At 65.5% G+C, this 25,088-nt stretch carries 21 protein-coding genes; 17 read left to right on the top strand and 4 right to left on the bottom strand.

Going from position 1 to position 25,088, the window contains the following annotated elements:
* The first annotated feature begins 109 nt into the window (after positions 1-109).
* On the top strand, positions 110-1,444 hold the full coding sequence (locus ABWV23_RS01655) for an NAD(P)-dependent oxidoreductase (protein ID WP_353344258.1): 1,335 nt from the start codon (positions 110-112) through the stop codon (positions 1,442-1,444).
* 70 nt (positions 1,445-1,514) lie between these two features.
* A complete protein-coding gene (gene preA, locus ABWV23_RS01650) occupies positions 1,515-2,819 on the top strand; it encodes an NAD-dependent dihydropyrimidine dehydrogenase subunit PreA (protein ID WP_353344256.1) in 1,305 nt (434 codons plus the stop codon).
* 32 nt (positions 2,820-2,851) lie between these two features.
* Here preA and ABWV23_RS01645 read toward each other — a convergent pair whose 3' ends face one another.
* Positions 2,852-3,472: a TetR family transcriptional regulator C-terminal domain-containing protein gene (locus ABWV23_RS01645; protein WP_353344254.1), complete on the bottom strand. Its 621-nt coding sequence runs from the start codon at positions 3,470-3,472 to the stop codon at positions 2,852-2,854.
* A 178-nt stretch (positions 3,473-3,650) separates the two neighbouring features.
* Between ABWV23_RS01645 and ABWV23_RS01640 the strand changes: the two genes are divergently transcribed.
* The 7 genes from ABWV23_RS01640 (at position 3,651) to ABWV23_RS01610 (ending at position 10,512) form a co-directional block, all read left to right on the top strand.
* A complete protein-coding gene (locus tag ABWV23_RS01640) occupies positions 3,651-4,901 on the top strand; it encodes a Zn-dependent hydrolase (protein ID WP_353344252.1) in 1,251 nt (416 codons plus the stop codon).
* Positions 4,902-4,987: 86 nt separating this feature from the next.
* Complete coding sequence (locus ABWV23_RS01635; protein ID WP_353344250.1) at positions 4,988-5,308, top strand: hypothetical protein; 321 nt, start codon at positions 4,988-4,990, stop codon at positions 5,306-5,308.
* A gap of 26 nt (positions 5,309-5,334) precedes the next feature.
* A complete protein-coding gene (gene hydA, locus ABWV23_RS01630) occupies positions 5,335-6,789 on the top strand; it encodes a dihydropyrimidinase (protein ID WP_353344248.1) in 1,455 nt (484 codons plus the stop codon).
* Positions 6,790-6,846: 57 nt separating this feature from the next.
* Positions 6,847-7,659 carry an ABC transporter ATP-binding protein gene (locus tag ABWV23_RS01625; RefSeq protein WP_353344246.1) on the top strand — a complete coding sequence of 271 codons (813 nt, stop codon included), beginning with the start codon at positions 6,847-6,849 and terminating at the stop codon, positions 7,657-7,659.
* A 36-nt stretch (positions 7,660-7,695) separates the two neighbouring features.
* Complete coding sequence (locus tag ABWV23_RS01620; protein WP_353344244.1) at positions 7,696-8,625, top strand: ABC transporter permease; 930 nt, start codon at positions 7,696-7,698, stop codon at positions 8,623-8,625.
* Positions 8,625-9,461, top strand: a complete 837-nt coding sequence (locus tag ABWV23_RS01615) for an ABC transporter permease (RefSeq protein ID WP_353344652.1) — start codon at positions 8,625-8,627, stop codon at positions 9,459-9,461. The genes ABWV23_RS01620 and ABWV23_RS01615 overlap by 1 nt, the downstream gene beginning before the upstream one ends.
* Positions 9,462-9,522: 61 nt before the next feature.
* Entirely contained in the window at positions 9,523-10,512 is a 990-nt protein-coding gene (locus ABWV23_RS01610) for an ABC transporter substrate-binding protein (protein WP_353344242.1), read from the top strand.
* 318 nt (positions 10,513-10,830) lie between these two features.
* Here the strand turns inward: ABWV23_RS01610 and ABWV23_RS01605 are convergent, their stop codons facing one another.
* On the bottom strand, positions 10,831-11,586 hold the full coding sequence (locus tag ABWV23_RS01605) for a DsbA family protein (protein WP_353344240.1): 756 nt from the start codon (positions 11,584-11,586) through the stop codon (positions 10,831-10,833).
* A gap of 209 nt (positions 11,587-11,795) precedes the next feature.
* Here ABWV23_RS01605 and ABWV23_RS01600 point away from each other — a divergent pair, with 209 nt between their 5' ends.
* The 8 genes from ABWV23_RS01600 (at position 11,796) to ABWV23_RS01565 (ending at position 23,644) form a co-directional block, all read left to right on the top strand.
* Positions 11,796-12,941, top strand: coding sequence for a pyridoxal phosphate-dependent aminotransferase (locus ABWV23_RS01600; protein ID WP_353344238.1), 1,146 nt, complete (start codon positions 11,796-11,798; stop codon positions 12,939-12,941).
* 111 nt (positions 12,942-13,052) lie between these two features.
* Positions 13,053-14,297, top strand: a complete 1,245-nt coding sequence (locus ABWV23_RS01595) for an N-acetylmuramoyl-L-alanine amidase (protein ID WP_502901582.1) — start codon at positions 13,053-13,055, stop codon at positions 14,295-14,297.
* 8 nt (positions 14,298-14,305) lie between these two features.
* Positions 14,306-15,868 (top strand): sulfotransferase, encoded by a 1,563-nt coding sequence (locus ABWV23_RS01590; RefSeq protein WP_353344234.1) that lies wholly within the window; start codon positions 14,306-14,308, stop codon positions 15,866-15,868.
* 83 nt (positions 15,869-15,951) lie between these two features.
* A complete protein-coding gene (locus ABWV23_RS01585) occupies positions 15,952-18,504 on the top strand; it encodes a penicillin-binding protein 1A (protein ID WP_353344232.1) in 2,553 nt (850 codons plus the stop codon).
* A gap of 117 nt (positions 18,505-18,621) precedes the next feature.
* Positions 18,622-19,746 (top strand): peptide chain release factor 2, encoded by a 1,125-nt coding sequence (gene prfB / locus ABWV23_RS01580; RefSeq protein ID WP_353344230.1) that lies wholly within the window; start codon positions 18,622-18,624, stop codon positions 19,744-19,746.
* A gap of 180 nt (positions 19,747-19,926) precedes the next feature.
* Positions 19,927-21,291 carry a calcium-binding protein gene (locus ABWV23_RS01575; RefSeq protein WP_353344228.1) on the top strand — a complete coding sequence of 455 codons (1,365 nt, stop codon included), beginning with the start codon at positions 19,927-19,929 and terminating at the stop codon, positions 21,289-21,291.
* A gap of 103 nt (positions 21,292-21,394) precedes the next feature.
* The gene (locus ABWV23_RS01570; RefSeq protein ID WP_353344226.1) at positions 21,395-22,801 is read left to right on the top strand and encodes an amidase; all 1,407 of its coding nucleotides are present in this window, start codon (positions 21,395-21,397) and stop codon (positions 22,799-22,801) included.
* Between the two features lie 30 nt (positions 22,802-22,831).
* A complete protein-coding gene (locus tag ABWV23_RS01565) occupies positions 22,832-23,644 on the top strand; it encodes a DUF2189 domain-containing protein (RefSeq protein WP_353344224.1) in 813 nt (270 codons plus the stop codon).
* A gap of 6 nt (positions 23,645-23,650) precedes the next feature.
* On the opposite strand, the gene ABWV23_RS01560 is transcribed toward ABWV23_RS01565, so the two are convergent.
* Both ABWV23_RS01560 and ABWV23_RS01555 read right to left on the bottom strand, forming a co-directional pair.
* The gene (locus ABWV23_RS01560) at positions 23,651-23,866 is read right to left on the bottom strand and encodes a hypothetical protein (RefSeq protein ID WP_353344222.1); all 216 of its coding nucleotides are present in this window, start codon (positions 23,864-23,866) and stop codon (positions 23,651-23,653) included.
* Entirely contained in the window at positions 23,863-25,023 is a 1,161-nt protein-coding gene (locus ABWV23_RS01555; RefSeq protein ID WP_353344220.1) for an aromatic ring-hydroxylating oxygenase subunit alpha, read from the bottom strand. The genes ABWV23_RS01560 and ABWV23_RS01555 overlap by 4 nt, the downstream gene beginning before the upstream one ends.
* Positions 25,024-25,088 lie beyond the last annotated feature (65 nt).

Raw genomic sequence — 25,088 nt, 5'->3', positions numbered from 1 at the left:
GCCGGGCGTAGGGGCATTTTTTTGACCATTTGGGAAATTTTACCAATTGATAAAAAATATGGATGTGGCACTCTGATGGCAATAAGGCAAAACATCAGGGAGACACCCAATGGCAAATGGCCATCAGGCATCCGGGATCGTGGCGGCGCGCCTGTCCGCCGATACCCTCGCCGACAACTTCAACGATCTGCACCCCGCCTATGCCCCGCATGAGGCGGCGGTCGCGGCAGACCGGTGCTATTTCTGCTATGACGCGCCGTGCATGACGGCCTGCCCGACCGACATCGACATTCCGCAGTTCATCCGCGAGATCCAGGCAGGGCACCCCGAAAGCGCGGCGCGCACCATTCTGGGTCAGAACATCCTGGGCGGGATGTGCGCGCGGGTCTGCCCGACCGAGACGCTGTGCGAAGAGGTCTGCGTGCGCGAGACCGCCGAGGGCAAGCCGGTCGAGATCGGGCGGCTGCAACGCTATGCCACCGATGCGCTGATGGCCAAGGGCGATCATCCCTTTACCCGCGCCGAGCCGACCGGCAAGCGCGTGGCGGTCGTCGGGGCGGGGCCTGCGGGCCTGTCCTGTGCGCATCGTCTTGCCATGCTGGGCCATGACGTCACCGTCTTCGAGGGCAGGGGCAAGCCCGGCGGGCTGAACGAATTCGGCATCGCCGCCTACAAGAGCACCAATGATTTCGCCGCGCGCGAGGTCGACTGGCTGCTGGGGATCGGCGGCATCACCATCGAGACCGGCAAGGCGTTGGGCGACGGGGTGACGCTGGACGGGCTCAAGGCCGATCATGACGCGGTGTTCCTTTCCATCGGGCTAAGTGGCGTCAATGCGCTGCGCGCCGCGGGCGAGGATCTGGCGGGCGTGCGTGACGCGGTCGATTTCATCGAGGACCTGCGCCAGGCCGATGACCTGGCCAGCCTGCCGGTCGGGCGCAACGTCGTGGTGATCGGCGGCGGCATGACGGCGGTGGATGCCGCGGTGCAATCGAAGCTGCTGGGCGCGGAAAACGTGACCATCGCCTATCGCCGGGGCCGCGAGGCGATGCCGGCCAGCCGGTTCGAACAGGATCTGGCCGCCTCCAGGGGCGTCAAGCTGATGTTCAACGTGATGCCGGTGGCGATCCTCGGCGAGGCCGCGGTGACCGGCGTGGAACTGGAATACACCACGGTCGAGGATGGCCGGGTCAAGGGCACCGGCGAGACCGTCACGCTGGCTGCCGATCAGGTGTTCAAGGCAATCGGCCAGACGCTTGACGGTGCGCCGGACGGCGTGGCGCTGGACGGCGGCAAGATCGCGGTGACCGGGGCCGGGAAGACCAGCGTCGCGGGAATCTGGGCCGGCGGCGACTGCGCCAGCGGCGGCGACGATCTGACCGTGACCGCCGTGGCCGAGGGCCGCGACGCGGCGATGGATATTCACAGCGCGCTGATGGCCTGAGGGCCGCGCGGCAGTACCTAGAAAACGCGGGCCGAAAACGGCTGCGACATACATCAGGGAGGCCGAACAAATGGCTGATTTGACGACAGAATTCCTGGGCATCAAGAGCCCCAACCCGTTCTGGCTGGCCTCGGCGCCGCCGACCGACAAGGAATACAACGTGCGCCGCGCCTTCGAGGCCGGATGGGGCGGCGTGGTGTGGAAGACCCTGGGCAGCGAAGGACCGCCGGTGGTCAACGTCAACGGGCCGCGTTACGGCGCGATCTATGGCGCTGACCGGCGGTTGCTGGGGCTCAACAACATCGAGCTGATCACCGACCGGCCGCTGCAGACCAACCTCGAGGAGATCACCCGCGTCAAGAAGGACTATCCCGACCGGGCGCTGATCGTCTCGCTCATGGTGCCCTGCGACGAGGAGAGCTGGAAGGCGATCCTGCCCCTGGTCGAGGAAACCGGCGCCGACGGGATCGAGCTGAACTTCGGCTGCCCGCACGGCATGGCGGAACGCGGCATGGGCTCGGCTGTCGGGCAGGTGCCGGAATACATCCAGATGGTGACGGAGTGGTGCAAACAGTACTATTCCAAGCCGGTGATCGTGAAGCTGACGCCGAACATCACCGATATCCGCAACCCGGCGCGGGCGGCCTTTGCCGGCAATGCCGACGCGGTGTCGCTGATCAACACCATCAACTCGATCATCTCGGTCGATCTTGACCAGATGGCGCCGGAGCCGACGCTGGACGGCAAGGGCACCCACGGTGGCTATTGCGGCCCGGCGGTGAAGCCGATCGCGCTGAACATGGTGGCCGAGATCGCCCGCGATCCGGCGACCGCCGGCAAGCCGATCAGCGCCATCGGCGGCGTGACCACATGGCGGGACGCGGCCGAGTTCATGGTGATGGGCGCGGGCAATGTTCAGGTCTGCACCGCCGCCATGACCTATGGCTTCAAGGTGGTCGAAGAGATGATCTCGGGCCTCAGCCAGTGGATGGACGAAAAGGGCTACGCCGCGACCTCCGATTTCATCGGCCAGGCCGTGCCCAACGTCACCGACTGGCAGTACCTGAACCTGAACTACGTCGCCAAGGCCAAGATCGACCAGGATGCCTGCATCAAGTGCGGCCGCTGCTATGCCGCCTGCGAGGACACCAGCCACCAGGCGATCTGGATGAAAGAGGACCGGGTGTTCGAGGTCAACGATGCCGAATGCGTCGCCTGCAACCTCTGCGTCGATGTCTGCCCGGTCGAGGATTGCATCTCGATGGTGCCGATGGCCCCGGGCGAAACCGACCCGCGCACCGGCAAGGTGGTGCAAGGCGACTACGCCAACTGGACCACCCATCCCAACAACCCGGCGGCCCAGGCGGCCGAATGATCGCGGGGCGGGGCGCCCGCGTGGCGCCCCGCTCAGGCCTGATCGGGCGGCGTGAGCAAACGCCGATACAGCGTTTCCATGAACTCCGGCGCGGCAGCAAAGGGATCCTCCGGCCCCAGCACCGCGCGCACCTGCACATCGAAATCCGCATAATGCTGTGTCAGTGACCAGATCGAGAAGATCAGGTGATAGGGATGCACCTGCGCGATCTGGCCGGCATCCATCCAGGCCCTGATTACCGCGACCTTTTCGTCGACCAGCGCCTTGAGATCGGTCGACAGCACGTCGTGGATGCGCGGCGCGCCCTGCACGATCTCATTGGCGAAAAGCCGGCTTTCGCGCGGCAGGTCGCGGGCCATCTGCAGCTTGCGGTGCATGTAGGCCAGGATCTCTTCCAGCGGCTCGCCAGATGGATCGAGCGCGCGCAGCGGATCGAGCCAGGTATCGAGCAACTGTTCCAGAACCGCCGCGTGGATCGCCTCTTTCGACGGGAAGTAATAGAGCAGGTTGGGTTTGCTCAGCCCGGCGGCGGTGGCGATCTCGTCGACGGTGGCGCCGCGAAATCCCTGGGAGGAGAACACGTCAAGCGCGGCATCGAGGATGGCGGCGCGGTTTTTCCGTTGGATTCGGGTCGGGGCGCGGGCCTCCGGCATCGGGCGCAATCTCCGCTCTTCTCAGGTTGCCTGTTTTTTCGTCCCTGCCCAAAAAACGGGCTACGAATGCGCGCCAACTCGCGGCAATTTCTTGACTGGCGCGTCGCCCGTGATAGCGTGAGTTTGACCTTTTGGTCAAATCATACATGAAGACAAAAAGACTGGGAGTGTGAGAGCCATGGCTGCTCCGGCGCAAAATCTGAAAATCAACGGCGATCGTCTTTGGGACAGCCTGATGGAAATGGCCAAGATCGGCCCGGGCGTGGCCGGCGGCAACAACCGCCAGACCCTGACCGACGAAGATGCCGCGGGGCGCGCTCTCTTCCAGGAATGGTGCGAGGCCGCCGGCATGACCATGGGTGTCGACAAGATGGGCACCATGTTCATGACGCGCCCGGGTGAAGACCCCGACGCGCTGCCGGTCTACGTGGGTTCGCACCTCGACACCCAGCCGACGGGTGGGAAATACGACGGGGTCCTCGGGGTTCTGGGCGCGCTGGAACTGGTGCGCACGCTGAACGATCTCGGGGTCAAGACCAAGCATCCGATCGTGGTGACCAACTGGGCCAACGAGGAAGGCGCGCGGTTCTCGCCGCCGATGCTGGCCTCGGGCGTGTTTGCCGGGGTCCATTCGCTGGACTATGCCTATGGTCGTCAGGATCTTGAGGGCGCGACCTATGGAGAGGAGCTCAAGCGCATCGACTGGGTCGGCGACGAAGAGGTCGGCGCGCGCAAGATGCACGCGTATTACGAGCTGCATATCGAGCAGGGCCCGATCCTCGAAGCCGAGAACAAGGAGATCGGCGTCGTCACCCATTGCCAGGGGCTGTGGTGGCTGGAATTTACCCTGACCGGGAAAGAGGCGCACACCGGCTCGACCCCGATGAACATGCGCACCAACGCGGGTCTTGCCATGGCGAAGATCCTCGAGATGGTTCAGGACGTGGCGATGGAGAGCCAGCCCAACGCCGTCGGCGGTGTCGGGCAGATGACCTTCAGCCCCAATTCGCGCAACGTGCTGCCGGGAACGGTGGTGTTCACCGTCGATATCCGCACGCCCGACCAGGCCAAGCTGGACGGCATGCGCGCCAAGATTGAGGCAGAGGCCGCCAAGATCTGCGACGGCATGGGGGTCGGCTGTTCGGTCGAGGCGGTGGGGCATTTCGATCCCGTCACCTTCGCGCCGGAACTGGTCGAGAACGTGCGCAATGCCGCCGAGCGTCTGGGATACAGCCATATGGATCTGGTGTCGGGCGCCGGCCACGATGCCTGCTGGGCCGCCAAGGTGGCGCCGGCAACCATGGTGATGTGCCCCTGCGTCGATGGCCTGAGCCATAACGAGGCCGAGGAAATCAGCAAGGACTGGGCCGCGGCCAGCACGGATGTGCTGTTGCATGCGGTGCTGGAAACGGCTGAAATCGTGGAATGATCCCGAGACGACGGGGGCAGGGAATCTGCCCCCGTCGTCTCGGAAAATCTGAGGCCAGAAAAAGGGTGTGGACCCGGAAAGCGGCGATGGACAAGGCGGAGCATTCCGTACCGGAACAGATCAAGACGCTGATCGCGGGCGAAATCGCCGCCTATCCGGCGGGCGACCGTTGCGGGCGGATGACGGTCGCGGCGTTCCGCGCCGCCCTGCGTGAGCCGCGCCCGGTGACGGTGAACTTCTCCGGCGGGATCACCCAGAAATGCTGGTCAGTGACGCGCGGCGATGGCTGCTATCGGGTGATCTACCTGCCGACGGCGGGATATTTCTCGCTCTGTGTCGAAAGCGATTTCGGACCGCTGGACATCGGCGTGCACGGGGATGCGATCGGGTGTTACGCTTCGGTCTGACAAGAACAACGTGGGAGTACTGAAAGATGAGCAAAGTGATCAAGGGCGGCACCGTCGTGACCGCCGATCTGACCTACAAGGCGGATGTGAAGATCGAGGACGGCAAGATCGTCGAGATCGGCCCCGACCTGACCGGGGACGAGATCCTCGATGCCGCCGGCTGCTTTGTGATGCCCGGCGGGATCGACCCGCACACGCACCTTGAGATGCCCTTCATGGGCACCCATTCCAGCGATGATTTCTATGCCGGAACCCGCGCGGCACTGGCAGGCGGGACCACCATGGTGGTCGATTTCGCGCTGCCCAGCCCGGGCGAGAGCCTGCTGGATGCGCTGAAGACCTGGGACAACAAATCAGCCCGCGCCTGCTGCGACTATTCCTTCCACATGGCGGTGACCTGGTGGAGCGAGCAGGTCTTTGACGAGATGAAGGTGGTGACCGAGGAACGGGGCATCAATACCTTCAAGCATTTCATGGCCTACAAGGGCAGCCTGATGGTGAACGACGACGAGATGTTCGCCAGCTTCAAGCGCTGTGCCGAGCTGGGGGCAACGCCGCTGGTGCATGCGGAAAACGGCGATCTCGTCGCCGAGATGACCGCCAAGCTGCTGGCCGAGGGAAACACCGGCCCCGAGGGGCACGCCTATTCCCGCCCGCCGCAGGTCGAGGGCGAGGCCACAAACCGGGCCATCATGATCGCCGACATGGCCGGCGCGCCGCTGTATGTGGTGCATACCTCCTGCGAGGAGAGCCACGAGGCGATCCGGCGCGCGAAACTGGCCGGCAAGCGGGTCTGGGGCGAGCCGCTGATCCAGCACCTGGTGCTGGATGAGAGCGAGTATTTCAACGAGGATTGGGATCACGCCGCCCGCCGCGTGATGAGCCCGCCGTTCCGCAACAAGAAACATCAGGACAGCCTCTGGGCCGGTCTGGCGTCGGGCACTTTGTCTTGCGTGGCAACCGATCACTGCGCCTTTACCACCGAGCAGAAACGCTACGGTGTCGGCGACTTCTCCAAGATCCCGAACGGCACCGGCGGGCTGGAAGACCGGCTGCCTGTGCTGTGGACCCAAGGGGTCGAGACCGGGCGCATCACGATGAATGAATTTGTCGCCGTAACCTCTACCAATATCGCGAAAATCCTCAACTGCTACCCGCAGAAGGGGGCGATCCTGGTCGGGGCGGATGCCGACATCGTGGTGATGGACCCGAGCATGGGCAAGACCATCACGGCCGACGCCCAGGCCTCGTCGATTGATTACAACGTCTTTGAAGGGATCGAGGTCACCGCCCTGCCGCGCTACGTCCTGAGCCGGGGCTTCGTTGCGGTCGACAAGGGCGAGCTGGTGGCCAAGGAGGGCCACGGCGAGTTCGTCGCGCGCGATCCGAACGCCACCGTCAACACCGCCCTGTCCAAGTGGAAAGACCTGACCGCGCCGCGTCCGGTGGAGCGCAGCGGCATTCCGGCGACTGGTGTGTAATCGGGGTCGGGCCGCCTGTATGGCGGTCCGAAAACCCTGTCTGATCAAGGCGATATAATGAACAACGAAACGACTACCCAGGCTGCTCCCCCCAAGGCCGTCGTCGAAGCAAAAGGGCTGGACCTGACGTTCCAGACCAAGGACAGCCCGGTCCAGGCGCTCAAGGACGTCAACCTGACCATCGACCAGGGCGATTTCGTCAGCTTCATCGGCCCGTCGGGCTGTGGCAAGACGACCTTCCTGCGCTGCATCGCGGCGCTGGAGCAGCCCACTGGCGGCAGCCTGACGGTGAACGGGATGACCCCGGACGAGGCCCGCCGCAACCGCGCCTATGGCTACGTGTTCCAGGCCGCCGGGCTGTACCCGTGGCGCACCATCGCCAAGAACATCAAGCTGCCGCTCGAGATCATGGGCTACAGCCGTACCGACCAGGACGAACGGGTGAAGAAAGTCCTGCAACTGGTTGACCTGGAAGGGTTTGGTGGCAAGTTCCCCTGGCAGTTGTCGGGCGGGATGCAACAACGGGCGAGCATCGCCCGCGCGCTGGCCTTCGACGCCGACATCCTGCTGATGGACGAACCCTTCGGCGCGCTGGACGAGATCGTGCGCGACCATCTGAACGAGCAGTTGCTCAAGCTTTGGGCGCGCACCGACAAGACCATCGCCTTCGTCACCCACTCGATCCCCGAGGCGGTCTATCTCTCGACCAAGATCGTGGTGATGAGCCCGCGTCCGGGGCGGATCACCGACGTGATCGAAAGCCCGCTGCCAAAGGAACGCCCCTTGGATATCCGCGATACGCCGGAGTTCCTCGAGGTGGCGCACCGGGTGCGTGAAGGACTCAGGGCGGGGCACGCCTATGACGATTGATCCCAGACATCCCGCCACGATCCGGGGGGCGTGGTCATGAAATCATTCCTCTCGATCCTCACCGTCGTCGCCGCGCTGATCGCCTTCTGGTACGCGGCCTGCGTGCCGATGAACATCCACGAGGCCGCGATCCAGGCGCAGCGGGCGGGGGTGGACGTGACCCCGGCCGAGGCACCCGAACGCCGGAAAACCGGGCGGATCTCGCTCGCGCTGCAGAACACGGGCCTGTGGTCGACGGTGTTCACGCAGGAGCGACCGCAGCTTCCCGCGCCACACCAGGTGGCGCAGGAGTTCTGGAAGACCACCTGGGGCATGATCGAACGGGGCCGCGCCTTTTCCAAGCGCAGCCTGATCCTGCACGGGTGGATCACCCTGTCGGCGACGCTGCTGGGATTTGCCTTTGGCACCGCGCTTGGCATCGTGTTGGCGGTGTCCATCGTGCATTCGCGTGCGATGGACATGAGCGTGATGCCCTGGATCATCGCCTCGCAGACCGTGCCGATCCTGGCCATCGCGCCGATGATCGTGGTGGTGCTGGCGGCGCTGAGCGTGGATGACATCGTCGCCAAGGGCGTGATCTCGATGTACCTCAGCTTCTTTCCCGTGGTGGTGGGCATGGTCAAGGGACTGCGCAGCCCGGACGCGATGCAGATGGACCAGATGAAGACCTGGAATGCCACCCGGACCGAAACCCTGTGGAAGCTGCGGCTGCCCTCCAGCGCACCCTATCTCTTTGCCTCGCTCAAGGTGGGCGTCGCGGCCTCGCTGATCGGCGCGGTCGTGGCCGAGTTGTCGCTGTCGAGCAACGGCGGGCTTGGCGCGCGTTTGCTCGCGGGCAGCTACTACGGGCAGACCGTGCAGATCTGGAGCGCGCTGTTCGCCGCTGCGGCCCTCGCGGCCGTGCTGGTCTGGGCAATCGGCGTGGCGCAGAAGATCACGCTCAAACGGATGGGGTTCGCGCAATGATGGCCTGGGTATTCGGATCGCTGGTGTTCTGGCTCGCGGCCTGGGCGCTCAACGCGCGGCTGTCGCGGCTGTCGGCCACTTGGGTGCGGTTCTTCGTGCCGACGCTGTTCGGCGTGACCGTGATCGTCGTCTGGGAGGGAATGGTGCGTGGCTTCGGGGTCAACCCGGTGCTCTTGCCCGCGCCCTCGGCCATCGCCGCCACCTTCGTGGGCGAAATCCCGACGCTGTGGGGCGACCTTGTGCAGACCTTCTTCAAGGGGGCGCTGTCGGGCTATGTGATCGGCTGCACCGCCGGGGTGCTCACCGCCATCGCGGTGGATCGCTCGCCCTTTCTGCAACGCGGGTTGTTGCCGGTGGGCAACTTCGTCGCGGCCCTGCCGATCGTCGGCATGGCGCCGATCCTGGTGATGTGGTTCGGTTTCGGCTGGCAATCCAAGGCGGCGGTCGTGGTGGTGATGGTGTTCTTCCCGATGCTGGTGAACGCGGTCGAGGGGCTGCAGGCTTCGGAGTCGATGCAGCGCGACCTGATGCGCACCTATGCCGCGACGCCGGGGCAGGGGCTGCGCAAGCTGCGGCTGCCCGCCGCGATGCCCTTCATCTTCAACGGGCTCAAGATCTGCACGACGCTTGCCCTCATCGGCGCCATCGTGGCCGAGTTTTTCGGCTCTCCGATCAAGGGCATGGGCTTTCGCATCTCGACAGAGGTCGGGCGGCTTGCGCTCGACATGGTCTGGGCCGAGATTGTCGTTGCAGCGATCGTCGGGTCGGCCTTTTATGGCGCGGTGGCGCTGGCCGAACGCGTCGTCACCTTCTGGCATCCCTCACAACGAGGCTGAGAGCAAAAACAACAAGAACCACTCAAGAAAATCCAAGAAAGACCAACAAGGAGTACTATCAATGAAAACGATCTATGGCGCAGTTCTCGCCGGTGCGATGGCCATGGGGGCCTCGGTTGCGCAGGCGGCCGATGATGTGACGCTGCAGCTCAAATGGGTCACCCAGGCCCAGTTCGGCGGCTATTACGTGGCGCTCGACAAGGGCTTTTACGAGGAAGAAGGCCTGAACGTCACCATCAAGCCCGGCGGCCCCGACGTGGCGCCCGCACAGGTGATCGCCGGCGGCGGTGCCGACGTGGTGCTCGACTGGATGCCCTCGGCGCTGGCCAGCCGCGAAAAGGGCCTCGACCTGGTGAACATCGCCCAGCCGTTCAAGAGCTCGGGCATGATGCTGACCTGCCGCAAGGACAGCGGCATCGCCACCCCGGCCGACTTCAAGGGCAAGACGCTGGGCGTCTGGTTCGGCGGCAACGAGTATCCGTTCCTGAGCTGGATGAACAAGCTGGGCTATTCCACCGATGGCGGCGAGGATGGCGTGACCGTACTCAAGCAGGGCTTCAACGTCGACCCGATCCTCAACGGCCAGGCCGATTGCGTTTCGACCATGACCTATAACGAGTACTGGCAGATCATCGACGCCGGCCTGACGCCGGAAGAACTGGTGGTCTTCAAGTACGAGGACCAGGGCGTCGCCACGTTGGAAGACGGCATCTACGTGATCGGCTCCAACCTCGAGGATCCGGCCTTCGTCGACAAGATGGAGCGTTTCGTGCGGGCTTCGATGAAGGGCTGGAAATGGGCCGAGGAGAACCCTGACGACGCGGCGATGATCGTGCTCGACAACGACGCCACCGGCGCCCAGACCGAAAAGCACCAGACCCGGATGATGCGCGAGATCGCCAAGCTCACCGCCGGTTCCAACGGCGCGCTTGACGTCGCCGACTACGAGCGCACCGTGCAGTCGCTGCTCTCGGGCGGGTCCGACCCGGTGATCACCAAGGCGCCGGAAGGGGCCTATACGCTGGCCATCACCGACAAGGCACTGAACTAAGACCTTTGGGGGAGTGTCGCGGGCCGCTCAACGGCCCGCCCCCTTGGCGCCCGTCCCGGGAAACCGGGGCGGGCGTTCGCGTTTTGCGGGGCGCTGTTCCCCTCGTCAACTGTCCTGAACTGTCATCGCCGCACAAGCGGGGATCTCCCGCATCCCGGTGCGCGGGAACAGATCCCCGCCTTCGCGGGGGTGACAGGGACGCGCGAAGCGCACAGGGGCTCGCGAATTGGGGAAAACGGGTGGCGTTTCGTACAGATTGAAAAAAGGCGCGCCGCCGGGGCGACGCGCCTGTCTCGTTCCCGTCGGGAAACGCGGGCCTCAGTCGGCGGCGCGTTTCTCGGCCACGATCATTTCCAGTTGGTCGGCGGGCAGGTAGCCGCGCAGCATCTCGTCCTGGAGCACGAAGGTGGGGGTGCCGGTGATGCGCAGGGTCTGCGCGAGGTCGTGGGTCTTGGCCAGCACCTCGGTCACCTCGTCGCTGTCCATGTGGGCAAGGATCGCCTCGGCGTCGAGGCCGAGCCCCTCGGCCAGACGGCGCAGGACCACGTCCGAGACATCGCCCTGGACCTCCAGCAGAGCGTCATGAACCTGACCATAGGCCTCGTCGCCGGCCACCTGCTTGGTTGCCACGGCAAAGCGCGACGAGATCAGCGATGCCTCGCCCAGGATCGGGAATTCCTTGACGATGAAACGGATGTTGCCGTCGCGCTCGAGCAGGGTTTCGATCTCCGGCACTGCCTTGCGGCAATAGCCGCAGCGGTAATCCATGAACTCGACCAGGGTGATGTCGCCCTCGGGGTTGCCGCCGACCCAGGAATAGCCGTCGTCGAAGATCGCCTTGGCATTGGCCTGGACCATGTCGAGGTCGGCCTTGGCCTCGGCGTCGGCCTGGCGCTGTTCGAGCAGTTGCACGGCCTCGAGGATCACCTCGGGGTTCTCCATCAGGTAGGAGCGGACCTCGGCCCGGAAGGCGGCGCGTTCGCCATCGGTCAGTTGCGACAGGTCGGTGGCCTGGGCCGGTCCGGCCAGGAGGGCCAGCGCAGTCAGGGCCGGGGCGGCAAATCGGATCATCATCAGTTCCTTTTCCGGTATCTTTCTAAAGCACTCAACACATCCCGGGCGCGTTGCCAAGGTGGCGAACCGCGCGGGCGCTGAATAACGGTGCGCCGGGCGCGGATGCCGGCCCCCTCCGGCCGACCGGTCGCGCGCAAAGCTGTGGCGCCGGGATTGACGCCGGCCGATAGAAGCGGTCTTTACCCATCGCGCAACCATGGGAGCAGAACATGCGAAACTCAAGCCGATCCCGGGTCGATCCCTTCATTGTGATGGACGTGATGGAGGCCGCCCGCAAGGCCGAGGATGCCGGGCGTCATATCATCCACATGGAGGTGGGCCAGCCCAGCACCGGCGCGCCCAAGGGGGCGCTTGCGGCGGTGAAGACCGCGCTGGACCAGGACGCACTGGGTTATACCGTGGCGCTGGGTCTGCCGGCGCTGCGCCAGCGCATCGCGCGGATGTACGGCGAATGGTACGATGTCGACCTGAACCCCGAGCGGGTGGTGATCACACCTGGCTCCTCCGGCGGTTTCATCCTGGCCTTTACCGCGCTGTTCGACACCGGCGACAGGGTGGGGATCGGCGCGCCGGGTTACCCCTCGTACCGGCAGATCCTGTCGGCCCTTGGCATGGTGCCGGTCGATCTGCCCGCCGCGCCCGCGAACCGCTATCAGCCGGTGGCGGAGGATTTCGCCGGTCTGGACCTGGCCGGGCTGATGGTGGCCTCGCCGGCCAATCCGACCGGCACCATGCTGGACCGCGATGCGATGGCGGCGCTGATCGGCGCGGCGCAGGGGCAGGGCGCCTCGTTCATCAGCGACGAGATCTACCACGGGCTGGAATACGAGAAAAAGGCGGTGACCGCGCTTGAGGTCAGCGACGATGTCTACGTGATCAACTCCTTCTCCAAGTATTTCTCGATGACCGGCTGGCGCGTCGGCTGGATGGTGGTGCCCGAGGATCACGTGCGGGTGCTGGAGCGGATCGCGCAGAACATGTTCATCTGCGCCCCCCACGCCAGCCAGGTCGCGGCGCTGGCGGCGATGGATTGCGATGCAGAACTGCAGGGCAACCTCGAGGTCTACCGCAAGAACCGGGCGCTGATGCTCGAAGGGCTGCCGAAGGCGGGCTTTGACCGCATCGCGCCGCCGGACGGGGCGTTCTATGTCTATGCCGACGTGTCGGAGGTGACGCAGGACAGCCGCGCCTTTGCCGCCGAGATCCTCGACAAGGCCGGGGTGGCGGTGACGCCGGGGCTGGATTTCGATCCGGTGCGCGGCGCGACCACGCTGCGGTTCTCCTACGCGCGCGCCACCGCCGATATCGAGGAGGGGCTGGCGCGGCTGGCCCGGTTCATGCAGGCGCGCGGCTGATCGTCCCCGGACCATTCCCAAGGCGGCGGTGCCGATGAAATCCGGCGTTCCCAACACCGGCGCGCTGGTCTATCCTGCGCGCAAGCGGTCCGACACGTGGCCGCACAGGTGATGGAAAAGCGGGCGGTGCGGGTGTTTCACAGGGTTCTGACGATTTTGGCGGCGCTTCTGGCCTTGGCGACGGCCACCCCGGCGCAGGAGTTTTCCGGGTTGGCGCGGATCGACCCGGAGGCCAGCCGGATCACCGATGCGGGACGGCGCGGGGTGTTCATCGACCTGCAGTTCAGCCAGGGGGTGCCGTACCGGCTGTTCACGCTGGACGGGCCGCCGCGCTTGGTGCTGGATTTCCAGGAGGTCGACTGGAGCGGGCTGGACGCCGACAGGCTGGTGCAGACCGATCGGGTGCTGCGGGCGCAGTTCGGGGCCTATGTGCCGGGCTGGTCGCGCATGGTGGTCGAATTGGCCGGGCCGATGGCGGTGAAAGAGGCCGAGCTGGGCGTCGACGAGGTGACGGCGGCGGCGCATCTGGCGTTGCGGCTGGCGCCGGTGCCGCAGGCCGAGTTCACGGCGGCGGCCGGCCCGCCCTATGACCCGCGCTGGGATCTTCCGGAACCGGCCGAGGTGGGACCGGGCCTGCGCGATGATCCGGACGGCCCCCTGTTGGTGATGCTGGATCCCGGTCACGGCGGCATCGACCCGGGCGCCGAGGAGGGCAACCTGCGCGAAAAGGACCTGATGCTGACCCTGGCGCGCGAGCTGCGCGAGGTGTTGCTGCGCTCGGGCGGGTTCGAGGTGGCGATGACGCGCGACGACGACCGCTTCGTGTCGCTGGAGCGACGCGTCTCGCTGGCGCATCAGGCCGGGGCCGATGTCTTCGTGTCGTTGCACGCGGATGCCCTGTCGGAGGGCTTGGCGCATGGGGCCACCGTCTATGTGCTGGCAAAGGACGCGTCGGACACCGCCAGCGCGCTTCTGGCCGAGCGGCATGACCGGGCCAACCTTCTGGCGGGCGCGGACCTGACCACGGCCGACGACCGGGTGACCGACATCATGCTCGACCTCGCGCGACAGGAGACCCATCCGCGCAGCGAGGCGCTGGCCAAGGCGCTGATCTCGGGGATGACCAACGTGGGCGGGCCGATGAACCGACGGCCGAACCGGTCGGCAGCGTTCTCGGTGCTCAAGGCCGCCGACACGCCCTCGGTGCTGATCGAGGTCGGGTTCCTGTCCAGCCCGCGCGACCTGAAGAACCTCGAGGATCCCGCGTGGCGGGCGCGGATCGTCAAGGGCATTCGCAACGGGTTGCAGAATTGGCGCAAGTCCGACCTGGCCCGCCGCCCGCTGGTGCGGCAATAGGAGGGCGCATGGAACGTTTGCGGATCATCAACCTGGGCCTGCCGAAATCCGGCACCACGACGCTGGGCGTGGCCCTGGGCAAGGCGGGGCTGAAGGTCGCCGACTGGCGCATTCGCAAAGGCCAGACCGAGGACAGGCGCATCCTGTCCGGCTTTGTCGGTGACCACCTGTACCGCGGTTATTTCGAGACCGGCGATCCGCTGGCACTGCTGGGTGAGTTCGACGCGGTGACCGAGATGAGCGTCGCCTCGCACGGGATGTCGCTCTGGCCGCAGATGGACTGGGGGCTGCTCGACGCGATCCGGCGGCACCATCCGGGGGTGAAATTCCTGCTCAGCCATCGGGATCCGGCGGCGCTGGTGAAATCCATGCTGGGCTGGTCCAACCTGGGTAAATCGCGGCTGCCGCAGCAGAACGTGCCGGGGCTGCCGACGGGCTATGGCGGAACGCCGGAGGAGCTGACGCGCTGGATCGAGGGGCATTACGCCTTTTGCCGGCGGGTGTTCGCGGGCGATCCGGGTTTCCTGGAGTACGACCTGACCGACCCGCAGGCTGCGGAGAAGATCGGCGGCTTTCTCGGGATTGACCTGCCGTGGTGGGGCAAGGCCAACGTCAAGGACCGCGACGCGGAGGAGGCCGAGGCCGATCGCGATGCGGTTGTCGCCCCGGCGCTGGCGCGTGGGACGGCGCCAGGGCGCGCGGTCTATCTGCATGCGGGCGGGCATCGCACCGGCAGTTCCAGCGTGCAACTGTGCCTGGCCGAGAATCGTGCGGTTCTGGAGGGGCGCGGCTATGCCCTGGGCTATTCGGCGCGCGACGGGGCGCCGGGCGGAACGCTGAAGCTCAAGCTGCCGGAACCGCGCCATGGTGGCGAAGAGGTCGCGCGGCTGACCGAACGGGTGGCGCGGGAGGTTGACCGCGTGACCGAGGGGCGCGACCGGTTGCTGTTGTCGGAAGAGAACGTGCCGGGGCGGATGATGCACCTCTACACCGGGCGGTTCTTTCCCGCCGCCGAGACCCGCGCGCAGGTGCTGGCGCAGGCCCTGGGCGGACCGGTGGCGCATCTGGTCTACGTGGTGCGCGATTACCCGGGGTTCTTTGTTTCCTGCCATCGCAAGCGGGCGGTGCAACGCCAGGTGCCCGGGTTCGACGCGTTCCGCGCCGCGCTGGACGGGCTTGACCGGGGCTGGCCCGAATTGATCGCCCTGCTGCAAGAGCAGCTGCGCCCGCAGCGGTTCACCGTGGTCGATTATGCCAGCCGGGGCCAGAGCCGGGCGGTGCTGGACAGGCTGTTGCCGGATGTCACCGCCGCGGACCTACGCGAGCCGGAGAAGATCCTGAACCTCAGCGCCACCGACCGGGCGTTGGAGGCGGTACAGGCGCGGTTCGCCGAAGGGGGCAGGCCGGCGCAGGCCGAGATCGACGCGCTGATCGCGGCCCATGCCGACGACCGGGAGGACCTGGGATTCGCCCGTTTCCCCGAGGCCGAACACCGCCGATGGCAGGCGCGCCATGCCGCCGATCTTGACCGTATCGCCGCGATGCCCGATATCGAGCTTATTCGCGGCTGACCGGCATCAACCTGCCGGTCGTCGTTTTGACCCCTGCGCGTCGATTGCCTATATTGGGGGATCGCGCAAAAAAAGGTTTTGCAGTGCTTCGGTTCATTCTCTCTTTCTTCGGGGCGATCTTCAGCGCGCTCACGCTGAGCATCTTTCTGGTGGCGCTCGGCATCGGCGGCGTGTTCTGGATGTATGCGCGCGATCTGCCCAGCCACGAGGCGCTGGCCCAGTATCGTCCGCCCACCATCAGCCGCATCTATTCCGGCGAGGGCGAGCTGATCGACGAATTCGCCCAGGAACGCCGGCTGTTCACCCCGGCCGAGGAGATTCCCGACCTGGTCAAGCAGGCCTTCATCTCGGCCGAGGACAAGAATTTCTACCAGCACAAGGGCTATGACCCGCGCGGCATCGCGGCGGCGGTGATCGAGGCGGTGCGCACCCGCGGCAAGACCGTGCGGGGGGCCTCGACCATCACCCAGCAGGTTATGAAGAACTTTCTGCTGTCCGGCGACCGCAAGGTCGCGCGCAAGATCAAGGAAATCGTCCTGGCCGCGCGGCTGGAACAGTCGCTGGACAAGGAACATATTCTCGAACTTTACCTGAACGAGATCTTCCTCGGCCAGAACTCCTATGGCGTGACGGCGGCGGCGCAGACCTATTTCAACAAGACGCTGTCGGAACTGGCCCCGCACGAGGCGGCCTTTCTGGCCTCGATGCCCAAGGCGCCGTCTGATTTCCACCCGGTGCGCAACAAGGAGCGGTTGCGCCAGCGCCGGGACTACGTGCTGCGCGAGATGCACCAGAACGGCTATATCACCCAGGCGGTGTACGAGCAGGAGGTGGCGCAGCCGCTGCGCTCGGTCCAGAACGGCGATTTCGAGAGCTTCCGCACCGCGCTGCCGCCGCGTGACTATTTCACCGACGAGATCCGCCGTCAGCTGACCGAGGATTTCGGCGAGGGCGAGTTCTTTACCGGGGGGTTCACCGTGCGCGCCACCGTCGATCAGCAGATGCAGCTGGAGGCCGCCCACGCCCTGCGCGCGCAGTTGGAGAAGTATGACCGCAACCGCGGCGTCTGGCACGGGCTGATCGCCACGATTCCCGCCGAGAAGCTGACCTCGGAAGAGAGTTGGCGCGCGGCGCTGTCCGATGTCGAGGCCCCGCGTGACGTGGTTCTGGAGAACCCGTGGTATCCGGCGGTGGTGCTGGAGGTCGGCAAGAACGACGCCCGCATCGGCATCGAGGGGGTCGAGGAGGACGCGGACGGCCACTGGATTCCCGCCAAGGACGTGCAATGGGCCCGCAAGCGGCTGGAGAACGGCAAGCTGGCCAAGAAGGCCCGCGTGGCCGGTGACCTGCTGTCGGTCGGTGACGTGGTTCTGGTGCGCCGGATGACCGCCGACAAGGACGGATCGTTCATCCGCTGGACCCTGCGGCAGGTGCCAGAGGTGCAGGGCGGTTTCATGGCGATGGACGTCAACACCGGTCGGGTGATCGCCATGCAGGGCGGATTCTCCTACCAGGATTCGGTGTTCAACCGTGCCACCCAGGCGATGCGCCAGCCGGGGTCGTCGTTCAAGCCCTTCGTCTATGCCGCCGCGCTCGACAGTGGCTATTCGCCCGCCACCATCGTGGTCGACGCGCCGATTGAGATCGACACGCCGCAAGGGCTGTGGCGGCCGCGCAATTCGTCGAACAAGTTCTACGGGCCGACGCCGCTGCGGACCGGGATCGAGATGAGCCGGAACCTGATGACCATCCGCCTGGCGCAGGAAGTCGGCATGCCGGTGGTGGCCAGCTATGCCGAACGCTTTGGTGTCTATGACGAGATGGGGCCGTACCTGGCCAACTCGCTGGGCTCGGAAGAGACCACGCTGTACCGGATGGTGGCGGCCTATGCGATGTTCGCCAATGGCGGCGAGCGGGTCGAACCGACGCTGGTCGACCGGATTCAGGACCGGTTCGGCAAGACCATCTATCGCCATGACAAGCGCGCCTGCGCCGATTGCGATGTCGCCGATCTGCCGCCGGGGCAGCCGCCGCGCATCGTGTCGAACCGGCGCCGGGTGATGAACGCGATCACGGCCTATCAGCTGACCTCGATGATGCGCGGCGTGGTCGAGCGCGGCACCGCCAGCGGCGCGGTCAACCTGCCGGTGCCGACCGCCGGCAAGACCGGGACCACGAACGAGGCGCGCGACGTCTGGTTCATCGGCTTTACCAGCAACATCGTCGCCGGATGTTACATCGGTTATGACCGGCCGCGTCCGCTGGGGCGGGGGGCCTATGGGTCGTCGATGTGCGGCCCGGTGTTCCAGTCGTTCATGGAGAAGGCGGTCAAGAAATTCGGCGGTGGTCCGTTCGAGGTGCCGCCGGGTGGGCATTTCATCAAGATCGACCGCTATACCGGCGCGCGGTTGCCCGATGACGCCAGCGGGCAATACGTGGTGGCGGAGTATTTCCGCGATGGCGAAGAGCCGATCTTTGGCCTGACCTATGACGGTGGCTTTGCGATGGGCTCGAACCTGCCGCTGTTCGAAGAGGTGACCGGTGGCGGGCGCGAGGTGACCACCTCGACCGGGGGCAAGGCGGTGGTCGGCCCCAAGGCGGATTTCGGAACGGTGAGTTCGGGCGGGCTGTACTGAGCCGGGTGCGGAGCGGAGCCGGGACACCAAACCCGGTTTTCGCCCGCGCCACCTTGCCCGTGCTTCTGCGCTGGTCTATCACCCTCACTCAATTCACGCAGCATCGCAGGATCCTCCATGCGCGCCGAGACGCAGAACACCGTTGCCGAGATCGAGAAATCGCTGGAGCTTCTGGCCCAGCGGATGAACCATGAGACCGCACAACACCGGCTGGAGGAATTCAACGCCCGGGTCGAGGATCCCAACCTGTGGGACGATCCCGACGCGGCGCAGAAGCTGATGCGCGAGCGGCAGATGCTGGTCGATGCGCTGGAGACCTACGAGGCCATCAAGCGCGATCTGAACGACAATGTCGAACTGATCGAACTGGGCGAGATGGAAGAGGACGAGGAGGTCGTCGCGGAGGCGGAGGCGGCGCTGAAGGCGCTGCATGAGAACGCCGCGAAGAAAGAGCTCGAGGCGCTGCTGAACGGCGAGGCCGACGGTAATGACACCTTTCTCGAGATCAACGCCGGCGCCGGCGGTACCGAGGCCTGCGACTGGGCGCAGATGCTGCAACGGATGTACGTCCGCTGGGCCGAGAAACGCGGCTACAAGGTCGAGCTGCAATCCGAGGAGGCCGGGTCCGAGGCGGGGATCAAGTCCTGCGCCTACAAGATCTCGGGGCCCAACGCCTATGGCTGGCTGAAATCGGAAAGCGGCGTGCACCGGCTCGTGCGGATCTCGCCCTTTGGCAAGGGCACGCGCGAAACCTCTTTCGCCTCGGTCTGGGTCTATCCGGTGGTCGATGACAATATCGAGATCGAGGTCAACCCGAGCGATATCCGTATCGATACCTACCGCTCTTCGGGCGCCGGCGGCCAGCACGTGAACACCACCGACTCTGCCGTGCGGATCACCCACCATCCCACCGGCATCGTGGTGACCAGTTCCGAGAAATCGCAGCACCAGAACCGTGACATCGCCATGAAGGCGCTGAAATCGCGGCTCTACCAGCTTGAACTCGACAAGCGGAACGCGGCCATCAACGAGGCGCATGAGAGCAAGGGCAGCGCCGGCTGGGGCAACCAGATCCGGTCTTACGTGTTGCAGCCCTACCAGATGGTAAAGGACCTGCGCACCGAGCACGAGACCTCGGATACCAAGGGGGTCCTGGACGGCGATCTTGACGGGTTCATGGCCGCGACGCTGGCGATGAACGCCTCGGGCAAAAGCCGCGCCGACGCCCAGAACGACGGCTGACGACGCCGATTTTACCCTGACGACGCAGATGTGCCGCGCCCTTCCGGGCGCGGTTTTTTCTTGTCCCCTCGGGGCGATGGATGTCGTTTTGACTGAAAAATATGCAGCAATATTTCAATCAAGAGGGGATTGTGGTAATTTTACTCCGCTTTAGTGTTTGTATCCTTGCGGGAGGAAGGAATGGTTGAGGTTCTCAATGTGACATTTGACGGCATCAACGCGGTGTCGCGCTTGCCCGGTCAATCGGATGTGGAGTGGTCTTCCAAGTTCATGGCGTATTACAGCGTCTACCACTCGGAGGCGGAACTCTTTCGGGCCAACGTCAGCCTGACCGGAGACAGTTGGACGGTCAAGACGCTGCGCTTTGGCGGAGAAAAGAACAAGACGAATATCACCGATCTGGACAACGGGTCGGGGCGGCGTATCGACTTTCTCGAACTGGGCTACAATTCTGATGTCGAGCTGATCTCGACCCGGGCGCGTTATATTTTTGGCTGGGACGGGGAAAAGCACGAGGTCAAGCTGGGCAACCAGCAGGACGGCTCGACCTACAGCATAAACCTCTATGCGGACGAGAACATCGTCACGACCGGCAACGCCTATGTGCAGCAGATCAACACGGGCAACTTCGGCGAGAGTGCGATCGGCGACGTGATCAAGATCGGCTCCGGTGGCGCGGGGCAGGTGCAGACTCACGACGGCAGTGACCGGGTGACGACCACCACGGGGTATGTCGAGGCGATCTCGACCGGGAACGGACGCGACATCGTCAAGACCAACAAGGGATACGTCGAGTTCATCCATGTGGGCGCCGGAAATGACAAGGTCACCATCGGTGCCGGTGGGGTCGAGACCGTCAAGACCGGAGCCGGCAAGGATGTGGTGATCACCAATGACGGCTGGGTCGGGGCGATCAACACCGGCAACGGCAATGATACCGTCAAGTTGGGCGGTGGCGGTGGTGGCCAGGTTCGGATGGGAAATGGGAATGACACGATTGTCCTGTCTCCCACCGATCCGGATTATGGTCTTTCGATCCTCGGCGGCTCCGGAACCGACACCATCAGCTTTGCCAAGTTCGGGACCGCGATCGTCTTTACCCTCGACAGCGACGGCGCCTGGCAGAACCCGGCGGCAAAGAACGGCAACCTGGAAAAGCCCGGGAAAGGATATTTCCAGGCCAGTTCCATCGAGAACCTGATCGGCAGCGTCAAGGGTGATCGTTTGAGCGGGGACGACGGCAAAAACCTGTTGAACGGTGGCAAGGGCAATGATGTGCTGGCCGGTGCGGAGGGGAATGACACCCTGATCGGCGGACAAGGGAAGGACACCTTTGTTTTCGCCGCCGATGGCGGGACGGATCGGGTCAAGGATTACGACCAGTCCGTCGATACGTTGCGGATCGCGGATCACGAGGGCGGGTTCGCGACGCTGAGCATCTCGGACAAGGGCAAGAACCTCGAGATCATCCACGACGGCGGCACGATCCTGTTGCTGGGCGAGGCGGGAACCAGCCTGGGCGCGGGGGATTTCGATTTCGTCTGAAGCACCGGCGTCGGCGAAAAAAGATGTGGTGCAACAATATGTTTGCGTCCGCAGATGGAGGGGCTAGGTTGGGGTCAACCCGAGCTTGCATACAGGCCCCCCCATGACCCTGACCCGACAAAGCGCCAGTGCGATCTTGGCCGATCTCTCTGCCGGCCGCCTTTCCGCGGAAGACCTGATGCGGGCGACGCTGGACCGCGTCGCCGAGGTCAACGGAACCGTCAATGCCATCGTCGCCATGCCGGACGCCGATGCGCTGATGGCGGCCGCACGTGCCGCCGATACCGCCCCCCGGCGTGGCCCGCTTCACGGGCTGCCGATCGCGGTCAAGGACCTGGTCAAGGTGGCCGGCCTGCCCGCGACGCAGGGCTCGCCGTTGATGGCCGATTTCGTGCCCAAGACCGACGATATGATCGCGGCGCGGATGCGGGCGGCCGGGGCGATCTTCATCGGCAAGACCAATGTGCCCGAGTTCGGGCTGGGGTCGCATACCTTCAACCCGGTCTATGGTGCGACCGCCAACCCCTATGATCCGGCGTTCAGCTGCGGCGGCTCGTCGGGGGGCGCGGCGGTGGCGCTGGCCACGGGGATGGTGGCGCTGGCCGACGGGTCCGACATGATGGGCAGCCTGCGTAACCCGGCGGCCTGGAACAATGTCTACGGGTTCCGGCCAAGCTGGGGGCTGGTGCCCTCCGAGCCCGAGGGCGATACCTTTCTGCACCAGATCTCGACTCTGGGCCCGATGGCGCGCAGCCCGCAGGACATCGCCCTTTTGCTCGACGTTATCGCCGGGCCGGATCCGCGCCAGCCGCACGGGCTGCGCCAGGATCCCATCGCGCCGCTGCAGCCCTGCGATCCGAAGGGGATGCGCATCGGCTGGCTGGGCGATTGGGGCGGCGCCTATCCGATGGAGGCGGGCGTTATTGATTGCTGTCAGGGCGCGCTGACGGTGCTGGAAGAGATCGGCTGCCAGGTCGAGCCGCTGGCACCGCCGTTCCCGGCCGAGTCGATCTGGGAGAGCTGGATCACCCTGCGGTCGTGGAAGGTGGCGGCGGGACTGGCCACGGCGATGGCGCAACCGGACCAGCGCGCCAAGCTCAAGGACAGCGCCATCTGGGAGGCCGAGCGCGGGCTGGCGCTGAGCGCGATGGAGGTGCACCGCGCCAGCGTGATCCGGTCGGACTGGTACAAGCGGGCCGCCGCGCTGTTCGAGGAGTATGACGCGCTGGTTCTGCCGGCGGCGCAGGCCTGGCCCTTTGACGTGGACCTGCCCTGGCCGCAGGAGATCGACGGGCACGCGATGGATACCTATCATCGCTGGATGGAGGTGGTGGTGCCGGTCAGCCTGTTGGGGCTGCCTTGCCTGGCCGCGCCGGCGGGCTTCGGTGCGCAGGGCCTGCCGATGGGGGTTCAGATCTTTGGCCCGCGCGGCGGCGATGCGCGGCTGCTGGCGCTGGGGGCGGCCTATCATGCGGCGACCGAATGGCCACAGAGGATGCCGGCGATGTAACCGGACCAAACGGGAGGAGGATCAACAGGGATGGAAAAGAAACACGGCGTACCGCCGCTGCGTCCGATGACGGGGGCGATGCTGCGCCAGGCGCTGGCCTGCGGCTGGCGCGACTTTCGACGCGCGCCGATCTGCGGGTTGGCGTTTGCCGGATTTTACGTGCTGGGCGGCTGGGCCATGATCGCGGTCACCTGGCAGACGCAAACCACCTTCTGGCTGGTGCTGGCAGCGATCGGGTTTCCGCTGCTCGGGCCGTTCGCGGCGGTGGGCCTTTACGAGGTGTCGCACCGGATCGAGCACGGCGAATCCTGGCGGCTGGGCGAGATCATGGGGGTTGTGGCGCAGCAGAGGCGGCGGCAGTTGCCGTCGATCTGCGCGATCATCGTGGTGGTGTTCCTGTTCTGGTTCTTCCTGGGCCATATGATCTTTGCCCTGTTCCTGGGGCTGTCGACGATGACCAACATCTCCTCGTCCTTCGAGGTGTTCGCGACCTTTGACGGGATCAAGATGCTGGGCTTCGGCACGCTGGTGGGGGCGCTGTTCGCGCTGCTGCTCTACATGATCACGGTGCTGGCGCTGCCGCTGTTGCTGGACCGCGAGGTGGATTTCGTCACCGCGATGATCACCAGTTTTTCCTACGTGCAGCAGAACCCGGTGCCGATGCTGGGCTGGGCGGCCTTCATCGCCGTGGCAACCTTTGCCGCCATGGTGCCGGCGTTCCTGGGGCTTTTGGTGGTGTTGCCGCTGCTGGGCCATGCGACCTGGCACGTCTATCGCCAGGCCCGCATGTCAGAGGTCGGGGCAGGGGCCGCCGTGCCATGCCCGGACCCGGATCGCGCCTAGCGGCGCTCAGGCGCTTTCCCGTCCGGCGGCGACCAGTCGGGCGCGCAGGGCGGGGGCCTGCGGGTGGTCACCTTCCAGCGCATTGACATAGGCATGGGTGAGGTAGAAATACCGCGCCTCGTCCTCCTGCGCGGTCTCGGCCGCCTCGCAATACAGCGTGACCAGCGCGGCGCGGTCACCGCGCGTGTGCGCCGCCAGCAGCCGGTCGTCGAGGTCGCTCACTCCGCCGCTCGCGCGGTGCCGCGATGGGCCTCGATCCGAGTTGCCACCCAATCGTGAAACAGGTGGGTCGGCCCGTCCATCGCCGGTGAGAAGCGGCCACCGTCAAAGCCGGGGGCGTTGCGACCGGCCTGCATCCCCTCGACCACGAAGATGTCCTCTTCGAACACGGTCTTCCACAGCGCGGCATTGGCGGCGCGCAGGTCGGCGTCCGTTTCGGGCGTGGCGTAGTAGAGATGCACCTGTTCCACGGTACGGTCGATCGTCGCCGGTTGCAGCACGATGGCAAAGGCATGGTCGCGGTGCACACCCAGCAACACGTTGGGAAAGACCGAGATGTACTCGGCGGCGCTGTCCCAGGCGGCGGACAGCCCGGCGAAATCGGGGAACCTGCCACCATCCGCCCCGGTGAACTGGCGATAGACCCGCGTGCCTTGCCCCGAGAACTGGTCCGGCGCCTCGATATGATAATGGTCCTCTAGCCGGGAATAGCTGTTGAGGCCGGGATGGACCCAGGGCAGGTGATAGCTTTCGCAGTAGTTCTCCACCGCGAGTTTCCAGTTGCACCGGACCGTGAGTTCGAACGTGCTCTCCGCGCCGCCATGGAACAGCGGCTGGTCGAATGCGGCCCAGCGGGCGATCAGATCGGCGTGCACCTCTTCGAAGGGGGCGGCGTCGCCGCTCAGGTTGATCCAGACCACGTCGCGCCAGACATGGCTGCGCACCTCGACCAGCCCGAGGGTGGATTTGTCGATGTCTTCGTGCGTGTTGTGGCCCGGCCCGCCCACATGCGGGGTGGAGACCAGCCGCCCGTCGGTGCCATAGCACCAGGAATGATAGGGGCAGCGGATCGCCCCCTCGATCCGGCGCGGTTCGGAGACCAGGATCATGCCGCGATGGCGGCAGATGTTCTGGAACACCCGGACCCGGCCCTGCTTGTCGCGCAAGAGCAGCAGCGGCATGTCCAGAAAGGTGATCGGCCTGGCGTCGCCGGCCGCGGGGACATCGGCGGCGACGGCAAGCCCGGCCCATTGCCGCGCCAGCAGTGCCTGGCTCTCCTCGGCAAAGACGGCGGCGTCGGTGTAATGCGCGTTGGGCAACCCGTTGGCCCGGGCGATCGGGCGGCGGACATCGGACAGATCGGTCATCGGCGCGGTCATGGCTGTCTCTCCTTGTTGGTCAGACAGCCCATCCCCCATTTCGCCGGTTCCGTCCGCCATCACAG

Source organism: Aquicoccus sp. SU-CL01552 (assembly GCF_040365005.1).
In the GTDB taxonomy this organism is placed as follows: domain Bacteria; phylum Pseudomonadota; class Alphaproteobacteria; order Rhodobacterales; family Rhodobacteraceae; genus Antarcticimicrobium.
This window is presented reverse-complemented; position numbering and strand designations above follow the sequence as displayed.